General features: G+C 67.4%; 10 protein-coding genes and 1 pseudogene. 8 read left to right on the top strand and 3 right to left on the bottom strand.

Annotation, left to right across the window (positions count from 1 at the left end; translation table 11 throughout):
* Positions 1–322, bottom strand: a 322-nt coding sequence (locus ARGLB_RS08355) for a LacI family DNA-binding transcriptional regulator (RefSeq protein ID WP_003801108.1), incomplete at its 3' end; no start/stop codon positions are given.
* A 116-nt stretch (positions 323–438) separates the two neighbouring features.
* Between ARGLB_RS08355 and ARGLB_RS08360 the strand changes: the two genes are divergently transcribed.
* The 5 genes from ARGLB_RS08360 to ARGLB_RS08380 all read left to right on the top strand — a co-directional run bounded on the left by ARGLB_RS08360 (position 439) and on the right by ARGLB_RS08380 (position 9,075).
* Positions 439–1,377 (top strand): carbohydrate ABC transporter permease, encoded by a 939-nt coding sequence (locus ARGLB_RS08360; RefSeq protein WP_373279100.1) that lies wholly within the window; start codon positions 439–441, stop codon positions 1,375–1,377.
* Positions 1,378–1,379: 2 nt separating this feature from the next.
* Positions 1,380–2,330, top strand: coding sequence for a carbohydrate ABC transporter permease (locus ARGLB_RS08365; RefSeq protein ID WP_003801111.1), 951 nt, complete (start codon positions 1,380–1,382; stop codon positions 2,328–2,330).
* 38 nt (positions 2,331–2,368) lie between these two features.
* Entirely contained in the window at positions 2,369–3,712 is a 1,344-nt protein-coding gene (locus ARGLB_RS08370) for an ABC transporter substrate-binding protein (protein WP_003801113.1), read from the top strand.
* A gap of 91 nt (positions 3,713–3,803) precedes the next feature.
* Positions 3,804–5,843 (top strand): beta-galactosidase, encoded by a 2,040-nt coding sequence (locus tag ARGLB_RS08375; protein ID WP_003801115.1) that lies wholly within the window; start codon positions 3,804–3,806, stop codon positions 5,841–5,843.
* 46 nt (positions 5,844–5,889) lie between these two features.
* A complete protein-coding gene (locus tag ARGLB_RS08380) occupies positions 5,890–9,075 on the top strand; it encodes an Ig-like domain-containing protein (protein ID WP_083839621.1) in 3,186 nt (1,061 codons plus the stop codon).
* Positions 9,076–9,092: 17 nt separating this feature from the next.
* Here ARGLB_RS08380 and ARGLB_RS08385 read toward each other — a convergent pair whose 3' ends face one another.
* Both ARGLB_RS08385 and ARGLB_RS08390 read right to left on the bottom strand, forming a co-directional pair.
* Positions 9,093–10,319 (bottom strand): ROK family protein, encoded by a 1,227-nt coding sequence (locus ARGLB_RS08385; protein ID WP_003801119.1) that lies wholly within the window; start codon positions 10,317–10,319, stop codon positions 9,093–9,095.
* A gap of 10 nt (positions 10,320–10,329) precedes the next feature.
* On the bottom strand, positions 10,330–11,616 hold the full coding sequence (locus ARGLB_RS08390) for an FAD-binding protein (RefSeq protein ID WP_003801121.1): 1,287 nt from the start codon (positions 11,614–11,616) through the stop codon (positions 10,330–10,332).
* Between the two features lie 197 nt (positions 11,617–11,813).
* Here ARGLB_RS08390 and xylA point away from each other — a divergent pair, with 197 nt between their 5' ends.
* From xylA to ARGLB_RS23225, 3 genes and pseudogenes are all read left to right on the top strand, one after another.
* A complete protein-coding gene (gene xylA, locus ARGLB_RS08395; protein WP_043418468.1) occupies positions 11,814–13,004 on the top strand; it encodes a xylose isomerase in 1,191 nt (396 codons plus the stop codon).
* Between the two features lie 19 nt (positions 13,005–13,023).
* Positions 13,024–14,520, top strand: coding sequence for a xylulokinase (xylB, locus tag ARGLB_RS08400; RefSeq protein WP_043418469.1), 1,497 nt, complete (start codon positions 13,024–13,026; stop codon positions 14,518–14,520).
* Between the two features lie 202 nt (positions 14,521–14,722).
* A pseudogene (locus ARGLB_RS23225) lies at positions 14,723–15,099 on the top strand (hypothetical protein); the annotation flags it as partial.

The following is a 15,099-nucleotide window of genomic DNA, read 5'->3' on the forward strand; positions in this document are numbered from 1 at the left end:
CTTCCAGTGTGCGCATGTTCCCCAGCGAGGACAGCGAGAACGTGATCACCCCGATGGTCCGGAAGCTGCCCCGTTTGAGTGCCCTGGCGGCACTGTTGGGCCGGTACCCCAGCTCGTTCATCGCCGCAATGACTTGGCGCCGCGTGCTTTCGATGACGTCCGGGCTCCCGTTGGACACGCGGGAAACCGTTTGGGAGGAGACTCCGGCGAGCTTGGCGACGTCGGCCATGGAGACCTGCTGCTTGCGCAGCGGCGCAGGGCCGGCCACCTCCTTTAGAGGGGACAAATTGCGGGCCGGGGGTTGACCGGATTCGTGCTCCATGTCACCATCGTACCAATCATGTTTGCGCAAACATTCACAAAAGCTCACAAGAATGTTTACGTAAACAGAAACACTCGGTCACCCGCCAGGTGACGAAGCCCTACAGAGGACCCTTCATGACAATGACGTCCCCGCAAGTCGCTCCGCCAGCCGGCGCGGCTGAGCCGGCAGGCCGCACGAGCCGCCGCGCCAGCCGCCGTTCGTGGGCCGGCTGGTGGTTTATCGGCCCGTTCATGGCCGTTTTCGCCCTGGTTTTCCTCGCCCCGATCGCGTATTCCATCTACCTGAGCGTCTTCCGCAACCAGCTCATCGGCGGCACCGCCTTCGTGGGCCTGGACAACTACGCCCGGGCGTTGGGGGACCCGCAGTTCTGGTCCGCACTGGGACGGGTTTCGCTGTTCCTGGCGGTCCAGGTGCCGGTCATGCTGGTGATCGCCCTGGTTGTGGCCCTCGCCCTGGACAGCGGCAGGCTCTACGGGAAGTCGTTCTTCCGGATCTCGATCTTCCTGCCCTATGCCGTGCCCGCCGTCGTCGCAACGCTCATGTGGGGCTTCATGTACGGCACCCGCTTCGGGCTGGTGGGAAACATCAACCAGGCCTTCGGTCTGAACCTGCCCAGCCCGCTGTCCTCCGAACTGGTGCTGGCCTCCATCGGAAACATCGTCACGTGGGAGTTCATCGGCTACAACATGCTGATCTTCTACTCGGCGCTGACCGTTATCCCCAAGTCCCTGTATGAGGCCGCCGAGATTGATGGCGCCGGCCAGCTGAGGGTCATCGCCGCGATCAAGCTGCCGGCCATCCGCGGCGCTATCGTGGTGGCCACCATCTTCTCGGTGATCGGCAGTTTCCAGCTCTTCAACGAGCCCAGCATCCTCAAGAGCCTCTCACCCAACACCATCTCGACCTACTTCACGCCCAACCTGTACGCCTTCTCCCTGTCGTTCTCAGGGCAGCAGTACAACTACTCCGCCACGGTGGCGATCATCATGGGGCTGATCACCATGGCCATTGCCTACGCCGTCCAGGTCCGCGGCATGCGAAAGGAGCGCTGACCATGAGCGTTCAGACAGCCGCCCGCCCCGGCAGTGCCGGCGCAGGAACGTCGGCGCCGCTGAAACTCCGCACCCCGCGCCTGCGGACCCCGCGCGCAGCCGGCTCCCGGCGCTCGCGCCGCAGCCTGGCACTGACTCTCCTGATGGGCCTTGTCCTGCTCTACAGCCTCGCCCCGCTGTTCTGGCTCCTGGTCAACGCCACCAAAACGCAGGACGGCCTGCTCAACTCCTTCGGCCTGTGGTTCGCGGGCGACTTTGCCCTCTGGGACAACATCGCCCGGACAGCAACCTACGACGGCGGGATCTTCCTTCGCTGGTTCGCCAACACAGTCCTGTACGTCGTGCTCGGCGCCGGCGGTGCCACTTTCCTCGCCGTCCTCGGCGGCTACGCGCTGGCCAAGTTCGATTTCCCCGGCCGGAAGGCTGTGTTCGCCGTCGTCATCGGAGCGGTGGCCATCCCGGGCACGGCACTCGCGGTCCCCACGTTCCTGATGTTCAGCCAGATGGGCCTCACCAACACCCCCTGGGCCGTGATCATCCCTTCGCTCATCTCGCCCTTCGGCCTGTACCTCATGTGGACGTTCGCCGCCGAGGCCATCCCCACCGAGATCATGGAGTCCGCCCGGATCGACGGCGCCAGCGAGGCACGCACCTTCTTCCAGGTCTGCCTGCCTCTGCTGACACCGGGCATTGTCACCGTGCTGCTTTTCACCATGGTGGCCACCTGGAACAACTACTTCCTGCCGCTGATCATGCTGAAGAACCCCGACTGGTACCCCCTCACCCTGGGCCTGAACGCGTGGAACGCGCAGGCCGGCACCGCCGGCGGGGAAGCCATCTTCAACCTGGTCATCACCGGTTCCCTGCTCACTATCCTGCCGCTGATCGCAGCGTTCCTGCTGCTCCAGCGCTATTGGCAGTCCGGCCTTTCCGCCGGAAGCGTCAAAGAATAACGCCCGTCCCGCTCCAACAACGCAGTTAGAAGGAAGACATGATCAAGACCCTGACCCGCCGCGGCCTGCTGCAGACTTCCGCCGTCGCCGCCGCACTCGCCCTGGGGCTCACCGCCTGCGGAGGCGGCGGCAACGCGGCGCCGCAGCAAACGGTCAACAGCGATGCCGTCGAAGCCGCGCTCCAAAAAGGCGGCAAGCTGACGGTGTGGGCCTGGGACCAGTCCCTGAAGAAGGTCGCCGAGGGCTTCGAGGCCAAGTACCCCAACGTGGACGTCAACCTGGTCAACGCAGGCACCGGCAACGACCAGTACACCGCACTGCAGAACGCGATCTCAGCCGGCTCAGGCGTGCCCGACGTGGCTCAGATCGAGTACTACGCACTTCCGCAGTTTGCGCTCAGCAAGTCGCTGGCTGACCTCGGCCAGTTCGGCGCCGCCAGCCTCGACGGCACCTTCACGGCCGGTCCGTGGTCCTCGGTGCAGGCGCAGGGCGGCGTCTACGGACTCCCCATGGACTCCGGCCCCATGGCCCTCTTCTACAACAAGCAACTCTTCGACAAGCACGGCATCGCAGTGCCCACCACCTGGGATGAGTTCCTCGAGGCCGGCCGTGCTCTGAAGAAGGCCGACCCCAAGGCCTACATCGCCAACGACACCGGCGACGCCGGGTTCACCACCAGCATGATCTGGCAGGCGGGCGGCAAGCCCTACGAAGTGGACGGCACCAACGTCGGCGTGAACTTCTCCGACGAAGGGTCCACCAAGTTCGCCGAGACCTGGCAGAAGCTCATCGACGAGGACCTCCTTGCCCCCATCAGTTCCTGGAGCGACGAGTGGTACAAGGGCCTCGGCAACGGCACCATCGCCACCCTGTCCACCGGCGCCTGGATGCCCGGGAACCTGGTGTCCGGCGTAGCCGACGGGGCCGGCAAATGGCGGGTCGCCCCCTTGCCGCAGTGGGAGAAGGGCGCCAACAGCAGCGCGGAAAACGGCGGCAGCTCGCTGGCCATCCCCGCCGCCAGCAGCCAGGCAGCCTTGGCGTACGGCTTCCTGAAGTACTCCAATGTTGAAGAAGGCGTCCAGGCCAGGATCGACGGCGGCGCGTTCCCCGCCACGTCAAAGGACCTCGCGTCCGAGAAATTCCAGAACACCGAGTTCAAGTACTTCGGCGGCCAGAAGGCAAACCAGATCTTCGCCGAATCAGCGAAGAATGTTCCCGCCGGCTGGTCCTACCTGCCCTTCCAGGTCTACGCCAACAGCATCTTCAACGACACCGCCGGCCAGGCCTATGTCTCCGGCACCAAGCTCAAGGACGGCCTGGCCGCGTGGCAGAAAGCCTCGGCCAAGTACGGCACCGAGCAGGGCTTCAGCGTCAAGGAATAAGAGCCCGCAGGCAACCCAAACCATCTCCGCGGACGCGCCAGCCAGCCCGGCGCGTCCGCGGCCAACCAAACGCGCCCAAAAAGAGGAACTCATGACCCACACCACCCACCACCGCTGGCTGCGCTGGCCGTCCCCGGACACCAAGAGGCTGGCCTTCGGTGCCGACTACAACCCCGAGCAGTGGCCCCGCGAGGTCTGGACAGAGGATGTGCGGCTCATGAGGGAGGCCGGGGTCAACATCGTCTCCCTCGCCATCTTCTCGTGGGCACGCATCCAGCCCGCGCGGGACAGCTGGGACTTTTCCTGGCTCGACGACATCATCGGCCTGCTCCACGCCAACGGCATTGCCGTGGACCTCGCCACCGCCACCGCCTCCCCGCCGCCGTGGCTCGCGGCCGAACACCCGGAAATCCTGCCGGTCACCCAGAACGGCGAAACCCTCTGGCCGGGCGGCCGGCAGCACTGGCGGCCCACGTCGCCGGTATTCCGCGAGCACGCACTGACGCTCGTGCGCACCATGGCGGAGCGCTACAAGGACCACCCCGCCGTCTGTGCCTGGCACGTTTCCAACGAACTCGGCTGTCACAACATCTACGACTATTCCGACGACGCCGCGGCTGCTTTCCGCAACTGGCTGCAGGACCGGTACGGCACCCTTGAAGAGCTGAACACAGCCTGGGGGACCGACTTCTGGTCCCAGCGCTACGCCGACTGGAACCACATCCTCCCGCCACGCAAGGCAGCGTCCTACCCGAATCCCACGCAGCAGCTGGACTTCAAGCGCTTCTCCTCGGACTCGCTGCGGGACTATCTCCGCGCGGAGCGCCGGATCCTGAGCAGCATCACCCCGGACATCCCCGTGACCACCAATTTCATGGTGATGGGGGAGACGAAGGGAATGGACTATTCCGCCTGGGCGGCCGACGTCGACTTCGTTTCCAACGACCACTACGTGGTCCCGGGACCGCAGGACCACGACGAACTGTCCTTCTCCGCGAACCTGACCGGCAACATCGCCGGCGGCAACCCCTGGTTCCTCATGGAACACTCCACCAGCGCCGTGAACTGGCAGCCCGTGAACACGCCCAAAAAGCCCGGTGCCCTCGCCCGGGACTCGCTCACCCACGTGGCCCACGGCGCAGACGCGGTCTGCTTCTTCCAGTGGCGGCAGTCGCGCGCCGGGGCAGAGAAATACCACTCCGCGATGGTGTCGCACGCCGGCAGCGACAGCCGGCTCTTCCGCGACGTCACCGCGCTGGGACGCACCCTGGGCGAACTCTCGCCGGTCACCGGCAGCCGCCGCGAGCCGGCACGGGCCGCGATCCTCTTCGACTGGGACTCCTGGTGGGCCAGCGAACTGGACTCCCATCCGAGCGACCGCCTCCGCTACCGGCAGGAGGCACTCGACTGGTACTCGGCGTTCCTGGCCACCGGCATCCGCGCCGATGTCCTCCCCGCGGCAGCCTCCCTTGACGGCTACCAGCTGGTCATCGCACCGGTCCTGCACGTTGTGCCGGCCGAGCTGCGCTCGCGACTGACCGCTTTCGTCGAGTCCGGCGGGCACCTCGTGACCACCTACTTCTCGGGCATCGTGGACCAGAACGACCACGTGTGGCTGGGCGGATATCCCGGCGCCCTCAGCGATCTGCTGGGGATCCGGGTGGAAGAGTTCGGGCCGCTGGCACCAGGGGAAGAAGCCAGGCTCGACGACGGCTCAACCGGCACGCTGTGGGCGGACTCCGTTGCCACCACCTCCGCCGAAACCAAGATCCTGAGACGGTTCACCTCCGGTGACCACGCCGGCGAACCGGCTGTAACCCGGCGCAGCGTGGGCAGCGGATCCGCCGGCTACGTCGCGACGCGGCTCGGATCCGCCGGCCTGGTCCCTGTCCTGCGGGAATTCGCCGGCCTGGCCGGCGTCGAGTCTGAACTGCCCGCGGAGCTGTGTGGCGCCGTCGAACTCGCCGTCCGCACCGGGGAGGACGGGCGCTTCCTTTTCCTGATCAACCGAACGGACCAGGCCGTGGACATCTCGGCGGTCCCCGGGGCCGTGCTCGCGGGCACCGGGCCGGGCGACGGTACCGCCAAGCTCGCCGCCCGCGGCGTGGCCGTCCTCAAAAGCCCCAAATAAAGCAGTCCCCAGAGAACAGCAGCATCACCGCACCGAAGGGAATTCAATGACGAACAGATCCAGACGGCCCTGGGCCGTGACCGCCGCCGTCACCGCGGCGGTCTTCTCCGCAGGGCTCGTGGCCGGACCCGCTTCCGCCGCGCAGGCACCGGCGAAGGCTGCCGACGAACCCGTGCCGGCCGGCGCCGTCACCGTGCGGCCGGACCCCTCCTACCAGGGCGATGCCTTCGAAGGATGGGGCACCAGCCTGGTGTGGTTCGCCAACGCCACCGGCGACTATCCGGATGAAATCCGCAACAAGCTTGCCGACATGGTCTTCGGCGACGAAGGGCTGAACCTCAACATCGCCCGGTACAACGTCGGCGGCGGCAACGCGCCCGACGTGAAGGACTACCTGCGCGCCGGCGGCGCCGTTGAAGGCTGGTGGAAGGCCCCCGAGGGCACCACCCGGCAGGACAAAGACTGGTGGGATCCGGAAAATCCGGACCACTGGAACCTCGACGCCGACCAGACACAGCGCTGGTGGGTGGACCGGATCAAGAACGACATCACGCACTGGGAAGCCTTCAGCAACTCCCCGCCGTGGTTCCAGACGGTCAGCGGCTACGTTTCGGGCGGCTTCAACTCCTCGCAGGACCAGCTGCGGACCGAGAGCGTTGATGACTTCTCCTCCTACCTGGTCGGCGTCGTCAAGGAGCTGGAAAAGGCGCACGGCATCAAGATCGACACGATCGATCCCATGAACGAACCGAACACCCCGTACTGGGGAACCAGCCTGAATTCGGCGGGCCAGCCCGTCGGGGGCCGGCAGGAAGGCGCCCACATGGGCCCCGAACTGCAGCAGAAGGTGGTCCAGTCCCTGGCCAAGGCACTGGCCAGTGCCGACACCGGCGCTGTCATCAGCGCCATGGACGAGACCAACCCCTCGACGTTCGCCAGCAACTGGAACAGCTATTCCGCCGGCGCCAAGGCAAACGTCGCGCAGCTCAACGTCCACACCTACGGGACCGGGCAGCGGACAGCCGTCCGGGACATCGCCAAGGGCGAGGGCAAGCCCCTGTGGATGAGTGAAACCGGCGGTTCCTGGTTGGACGGGCAGAACTTCACAAGCATGCAGCCCGGCCTTGGCCTGGCCCAGCATATGGTCAACGACCTCCGCGAGCTCGAGCCCGAGGCCTGGGTGTTCTGGCAGCCCGTCGAGGACTACAACAACATGAAGCCCGGCGGCGAAAGCGCCATCGGCTCCAACTGGGGCGAGATCCAGCTGCCCTTCGACTGCGATGCCGGGGACAACCTCGAAAGCTGCCCGATCTACACGAACACCAAGTTCAACACCGCGCGGAACTTCACGCACTACATCAAGCCCGGCGACCGCCTGGTCAAGGTGGACGACACCAACAGCGCGGCCGCCGTCTCCGACTCCGGAGCCACCGTGGTGCACGTGAACGACGGCAAGCAGCAGCGCCAGGTTGCCCTGGATCTTTCCGGCTTCGAAGCCGTCCAGGGCAATGCCACCGTGACGCCGGTGACCAGCGACGCGTCCGGCGCACTGGTCAAGGGCGAGCCGGTCGCCGTCGGAAAGGACCGCACGGCGGTCCTCACCGTACCGGCCGAATCCGTCACGACGTTCCTGGTCAACGGCGTGCACGGCGTGGCCAAGGAGGCCGCCCTGGTTCAGGCGGACCACGTCTACCGGCTCCAGGGCGTGGAAAGCGGCAAGTCCCTTAGCCAGGGAACCGGCAGCGCCGCCGTCATCCGTTCCGGTGCGGGTGCCGACCAGCAGTGGAGCATCCGCCGCCTCAGCGGCGAGAACAGCAGCCGTGCCCGCTATGCCGTTGAAACGCCCGACGGCGGGCGGCAGCTCACGGTCGTCGACGGAGCCCCGCAGCTGGTGCCGGCGGAGGCAGCCCCGGCTGACGCCTCCCAGTGGACCATGTCAACCACGGGCGACGGCACCTACACGTTCGTCAACGCGGCCACCGGACGGCTCCTCGAGGTGGGCGGGCACGCCACCGCGGACGGATCCCCGGTGACCCTGTGGACCGCCAACTCCGGCGAGAACCAGCGCTGGCGGGTCATCGACGAAACTGTCCAGGGATTCCGGAACGTCGCGGCCTTTACGGTGCCAGGGACCGCTCCGCAGCTGCCCGCCACCGTGGTCCCCGTCTACCGTGACGGTGCCCGCGGCGAACTGCCGGTGACCTGGGCGTTGCCGCCGGAGAGCCGGTGGAGCAAGCCCGGAACCGTTGACGTGCGCGGGACGGCGACGGACGTGCTGGGCGCTGCGCATCCGGTGACGGCCAAGGTCACCGTCGACACGCTGGTGGCTACACTTCCGGCGCGGGCCAAGACCTACGCCGGAGGCACGCCCGCGATGCCTGCCACCGTGACAGCGGTGACCGCCGGCGGCAGCAAAGTGGAGCGGCCGGTGGTCTGGGATGCCGCCGGGCCGTTCACCGAAACGGGCGTTGCCACGGTTGCCGGCACAGCCGACGCCGCCGACGGGCGGACACTGCCCGCCGCCGTGCGCGTCCAGGTCACGGCGGGAACGGCCGACAACGTGGCCGATGACCCCGGTGCCGCGTTCAGCGGCACCTTCACCGAACCGGGCTACGGCACCGCAGGGCTGGGCAACGGCAACCTGACGGACAAGGCCTGGTCCAACTGGAAGTCGGGCACCAAGAACACCACCGACACCCTCTCCGTGGCGCTGGCCAGCCAGAAGACGGTGACCGGCGTGAAGGTCCACTTCTACCGCGACGGATCCACCGACAGCTACGCCCAAAGCCTCCAGGTGCAGACAAAGGCAGCCGACGGCGCGTGGCAGAACGCTGGCGCCCCGGTCCAGGTCCCCGGCGGCAGCCCCGCCCCGGTGGTCACAGTTCCGGTAGCCAGCGTGGACACCAAGGACGTCCGCGTGGTCCTCACCGCACGGCCGAACACCCACATGACGGTCAGCGAAGTGCAGGTCCTGGCGCTGGCTCCGGGCCAGTCCTCCGACGCCGCCGCGGCCGGCATTTCCGTCAACGGCCAGCCGCTGGCCGGCTTCGACCCGGACGTCACCTCCTACCGGACCGACGTCCAGGGAGCGCGGCAGGAAGTCACGGCCACGGCTGCTGACCCGTACGCGGTGGTCACCGTTACGCAGTCGGAGTCTGGAACCGCCGTCGTCACGGTCCGAAGCGAAGACGGAAGCCAGACCCGGACGTACGAGGTCGCTTTCGGCCGGTAGGAAGCTGGGTTCCGCCGCTATTCCGCGGCGGAACCCAGCCCGGTTGTCACAAATCCTGTGGGGTCCGCCAGGAACCGGGCGAACCCAAGTTCCGCTGCGCCGATCATCATGAGGTTGGAGCCTAGTGCCGCGGGGTGCACCTTGGCCTGGGCGGCCGGCCCGTCCAATGCCTGGGACAGCAGCAGGTCATCGAGGGCGGACGGCGCAAGCGCGTAGAGGACCCCGAGGAAACCGTCGAGGATGATCACTTCCGGGTTGAAGGTGTTGACGGCGTTCCGCAGGGCGATGGCCAGGAACCCCAGCTGCCGGGATATTTCCTCTGCGACGGCGGGGCTGCCTGACGCCCGGAGGGCCTGTTCCAGCTGGGAAGTGTCGCCGCCGCTGACGCCGAGCAGTTCGAAGAGCCGTCCCTGGGACACCTCTGTTTCCAGGCAGCCGGTGGCGCCGCAGTGGCACTGTTCGCCGGAGGTCCGGACGAACGTATGGCCCAGTTCCCCGGCGTAACCGGAGGCGCCGCGGAGCAGCATGCCGTTGGAAATGATCCCGCCCCCGATGCCGCTTGCCCCGCCGTTGAGGTACACGAGGTTGTCCCGCCCGGCACCGGCCCCGAAGATCAGTTCAGCCTCCGCCGCGAGTGAGGCATCGTTGGCGGCCTGGCAGGCGTAGCCGGCGGCCTCGCTCAGCATCCGGGCAACAGGCTCGTCCCGCCAACCCAGGTGCGGCGCATGGCGGACCGTCCCGTCGTCGGGGTTTACCAGGCCGGGCACCGCCACACCGATGCCGGTGATCCGGTACGAGTGGTCCAGCTCCGTCCGCATTCCCTCGATGACGGCAGCGGCGATGTTGACCGCCTCCCGTGCGCTGGGAATCCGTTCGGTGGCGAATCGGATCTTCTTCTGCACGATGCCGCCCAGGTTGACCAGCCCGATGGTGACTGCATCGATCTCCGGGTAGACAGCAAGTGCCGCAATGGAAGGGCTCGGACGCACCTCGGGGCTCGGACGGCCCACCTGGGCCCCGCCCGTTGGCGCTGTCTCATAGACCAGCCCGAGCGCGGCCAGCTGGCCGATCAGGGTGCCGACCGTTGACCTGTTGAGCCCGGTCCTTTTCGTCAGCTGGGCCCGGCTGAGGACACGGTGATGGTGGACCAGCGACGTGATCAGCGCCAGGTTGTTCCGCCGGGAGGGGTCCAGCTCGCTGGGAGGGGCGGCCGGGGCGGCCCGTTGGCGAGGGGAAGACATCATCGGAACGATATCAGCTGCCGAAGACCTTGGTGTCGAGGAAGCCGTTGCGGAACTTCCCCTCCGGATCGAGGCGCCCCGCGAGGGCCTTAAAGTCGGCGAAGCGCGGGTAAAGCGGCGCGAGGCGGGAGGCGCCGGCGTCGAACAGCTTGCCCCAGTGCGGACGGGCGCCGAACGGCGCCAGCGCGGTCTCGACCGCCGGGAGCACGGCCTCGACGGCGGGCTGGTCCTGCCGCCAGGTGAGGTGCAGGCCGATGCTGTCTGTTCCGTAGTTCGGGCTCAGCCAGAGGCTGTCGGCGGCCATGGTGCGGATTTCGGAGACCAGCAGCAGCGGAGTCACCACATGGGACAGCCGGCGCATGGTCTGGATGGCGTCCACGGCGTGCTCGCGGGGGACCAGGTATTCGCTTTGCAGCTCGTCGCCCTTGCTCGGAGTGAATTCCATCCTGAAGTGGGCCAGCCTGTCCGACCAGGGGCCGGGCACGCCCAACTGCTGCGTGCAGGTGCTCCCGGAAACCCCGGCGATGGGATGCCTTGCTTCGGCGGCCGGGCTGCCGCCGTAGAAACTGGCACGCTCCGCTCCTCCTGCTTCCTCCGTCCTGGCCTTGAGCCAGGCCTGGCCGATCCGGTCCCCGTTCCAGTCGGTGAACAGGCTGACGCTGTACGCCGAGGAGGTGACGTCGTCGAAATTCTCCAGCACCTGGTCCCACGAGAGGTTCTCAAAGACCGTCTGCACCACCGGGAAGGCAGGTTCGATGTCCAGGGTCAGGCTGCTGACCACGCCCAGGGCGCCAAGGCCCACAACCATCCCGTCGAAGTCCGGGGTATCGCCGCGGCGGGCGGTGAGGATCCCGCCGTCGGCGGTGACCAGTTCAAGGCCGGCGACGGCGGTGGCCAGGTTGCCGTTTCGGTCGCCTGATCCGTGGGTGGCGGTGGCGACAGCCCCGGCCACCGAGATGTGGGGGAGGGAAGCAAGGTTGTGCAGCGCATAGCCCTGCCGCTGCAGCTCGGCCGCCAGGGTCCCGTACCGGGTGCCGCCGCTCACGGTCGCTGTCATGCTCCCGGAGTCCACCTCGATGGCGGGCGCGAGGTGTTCGAGCGAGACCAGGGCTCCGGTGGTGTCGGCGATGCGGTTGAAGGAGTGCCGCGAGCCGAGCGCCCGAAGCCGGGACGCGCCGGCCACCAGGTCCTGAAGCTCCGCCACGGTCCGCGGTTCCCGCACCTCGGCCGCAGCGTACCTGAGGTTCCCGGCCCAGTTGTACTCCTCGGTGTGCAGCTCAGTTCCTGCTTCGCTGACCATTGCCTGCCCTTCGTTTGGTGTCCCAGAGAACATAACACCCAGCGAGGTGGGGCGACTAGGGTTCCACGGCATTCATGTCGCAGGATTGCGTCCGTGCAAATGGTTGACAGACGAGCGAAAGCGAATATGTTTGTTTGTGGAACATTTTCCGGATCTGCCTGCGGGACAGGTCCCTCCAAACCAAACGGGAGCACTCAATGGCGATTCAGCCCACGCGTGATGACAAGTTTTCCTTCGGCCTGTGGACCGTCGGCTGGGAGGCGCAGGACCAGTTCGGCTCCGCAACCCGCCCGCCGCTGGACACCGTGGAGGCCATCAACCGGCTCAGTGACCTGGGCGCCTACGGCATCACCTTCCACGACAACGACCTGTTCCCGTTCGGCTGCTCCGCGGCTGACCGGCAGCGGGAGATCGACCGCCTGACCGGTGCACTGAAGGCCACCGGCATGGTGGTGCCCATGGTCACCACCAACCTGTTCAGCCACCCGGTCTTCAAGGACGGCGGCTTCACCAGCAACGACCGGGGTGTTCGCCGCTTCGCCCTGCGCAAGGTCCTGGAAAACATCGACCTCGCCGCCGAGCTGGGCGCCGAAACCTTCGTGATGTGGGGCGGGCGCGAAGGCAGCGAGTACGACGCCGCCAAGGACATCCGTGGGGCCCTCGAGCGCTACCGCGAGGCCGTGAACCTGCTGGGCGACTACGTGACGGACAAGGGCTACAACATCCGCTTCGCGATCGAGCCCAAGCCCAACGAACCGCGCGGCGACATCCTGCTGCCCACGCTTGGTCACGCCCTGGCCTTCATTGAGACCCTCGAACGCCCGGAGCTTGTGGGCATCAACCCCGAAACGGGCCACGAGCAGATGGCCGGGCTGAACTTCACCCACGGCATTGCCCAGGCGCTGTACCAGGGCAAGCTGTTCCACATCGACCTCAACGGCCAGCGCAGCATCAAGTTCGACCAGGACCTGGTGTTCGGCCACGGCGACCTGCAGAACGCTTTCTCCCTGGTTGACCTGCTGGAGAACGGCGGTCCCCAGGGCGGCCCGGCCTACGAGGGGCCGCGCCACTTCGACTACAAGCCCAGCCGCACCGAGGACATCAACGGCGTCTGGGACTCGGCGGCCGCCAACATGCAGACATACCTGCTCCTGAAGGAGCGCGCCAAGGCCTTCCGCTCGGACCCCGAGGTGCAGGCTGCCCTGGAGGCGTCGCGGGTTTCCGAGATCAACGTCCCCACCCTGAACCCGGGCGAAGGATACGAACAGCTCCTCGCCGACCGCTCGTCCTACGAGGATTTCGACGCCGACGCCTATTTCGGCGGCAAGGGCTTCGGCTTCGTGAAGCTCCAGCAGCTCTTCATCGAGCACCTGCTCGGCGCCCGCTGATACTGTGACGGCTGCTCTTATGTCACTGGTTGCCGGCGTCGATTCATCGACCCAAAGCTGCAAGGTCGTGGTGCTGGATGCTGAGACCGGCGCTCTGGTCCGGGAGGGCCGGGCCAGCCACCCGGACGGCACCGAGGTCCACCCGGACCACTGGTGGCGGGCTCTGTCCAAAGCGTTCGACGACGCCGGGGGACTCGCCGGGGTCGCCGCGCTTTCCGTCGGTGGCCAGCAGCACGGCATGGTGCTGCTGGATGCCGCCGGTGCGGTGCTGCGGCCGGCCCTGCTCTGGAACGACACCCGCTCGGCAGGCGCCGCCGCGGCCCTCACCGAAGAAGTGGGCGCGGAGGACTTTGCGCAACGGACAGGCCTGGTGCCCGTGGCCTCCTTCACGGTCACTAAGGTCCGCTGGGTCCGCGACCATGAGCCGGACATTGCCAGCCGGGTGGCCGCCGTCGCCCTGCCGCACGACTGGCTGACCTGGCGCCTGCGGGGCTACGGCCCCGCCGGCGCCAGCCCGCTGGGGCCCGACCTGGGGCAGCTCACCACGGACCGTTCCGACGCCAGCGGCACGGGCTATTGGAACCCGGCAAGCGGCACCTACGATCTGGAGCTGTTCAGCCTCGCCTTTGGCCGGCCCGCCGTCGAAGCCGGCACCGAATCACACACTGAACGGTCCGGTGCGGTCGTCCTGCCACGCGTCCTGGCACCGGGCGAGTCGCCTGGCCAGGTCCATCCTGCCGTCGCCGGGGAGGCGTTGCCTCCAGGGCACTCCGTGCTGCTAGGCGCGGGCGCCGGGGACAACGCCGCGGCGGCACTGGGCCTGGACGCCCGGCCGGGCGACGTCGTCGTGTCCGTGGGCACCAGCGGGACGGTTTTCGCCGTCTCCGATGAGCCGGTCGGTGATCCGAGCGGGACGGTGGCGGGCTTCGCGGATGCGAGTGGCCTGTTCCTGCCGATCGCCGTGACCCTCAATGCGGCGCGGGTGCTGACGTCGGTCGCCGGGCTGCTGGGGGTGGACTTCGACGAGCTGTCCCGGCTGGCGCTGGAGGCTGAACCGGGTGCGGGCGGTGTGGTGCTGGTCCCGTATTTCGAGGGGGAGCGGACGCCCAATCTGCCGCACGCGACGGCCAGCTTCTCCGGGCTGACCATCGCCTCGACCACGCGCAGTAACTTCGCGCGGGCCGCCGTCGAAGGGATGTTGTGCGGGCTGGCGGGAGGACTGGATGCCCTCCGCGCTCTGGGCCACCCGGCCGAGCGGCTGTTTCTGATCGGCGGCGCCGTGCAGAACCCTGCGGTTCAGCGGATTGCGGCCCAGGTTTTCGAGCTGCCCGTACTGGTGCCGAGCCCCGGCGAGTACGTGGCCCGGGGAGCTGCCGTGCAGGCGGCCTGGGCGCTGACGGGGGAGCGGCCGGCATGGGACGTGGCGCTGGACGGCCACCCCGAGCCGGACTTCCAGCCTGCCATCGCGGAACAATACAGGGCGGAGCAGCGCAAGGTGGAGCAGGTCGCTGGTTGAGCTTCGTCTGCTGGTTGAGCTTGCCGGAACCTGAGCCGCCTTTGCGGGCCAACGGGCTCCACGGGGTAGCAGTTTAGGGCGTTTTCAGGGCTGGGGAGGCCCTGAGCTGCTATCCAGTTTTCGTTCTCGGTTGGATCCAAAGAAACTTCTTTGGATCATGCCCCATCTGGTGCCGGACCGGCCCTTAAAATGTCGTACCCCCTTGGCAGACTGTGTTCATGGAAGGCATGGGGAATGCAGCACGACAGCAGGGGCGCCGCATGGCGGCGTTCTGCTGGCTGCCGCGGTTCCTGACGCCCTTCTTTCCACCGCCGTCTTTACGGACGCGGTCCTTCCCGTTGACGCGGTACCCGTGGATGCGTTCCTGGGCGGCGGGTTCCCGTTCGATCAGGTCGCCAACGGCGGGCTGCCGGCTGACGATGACCCGAACTTTTTATACCCGGACGACGTTTCTCCGGAGGACCCGTTCCGCGACGCCCTCCTTGCTGACGATGTTTTCCCGGAGGACCCTTTCCCCGAGCTTCTCTTTAAGGACGTCCTGTTTGCAGATGTCCTGTTCGCCGGTGACCTCTCCTCCGG

Source organism: Arthrobacter globiformis NBRC 12137, assembly GCF_000238915.1.
Classification (GTDB): domain Bacteria; phylum Actinomycetota; class Actinomycetes; order Actinomycetales; family Micrococcaceae; genus Arthrobacter; species Arthrobacter globiformis.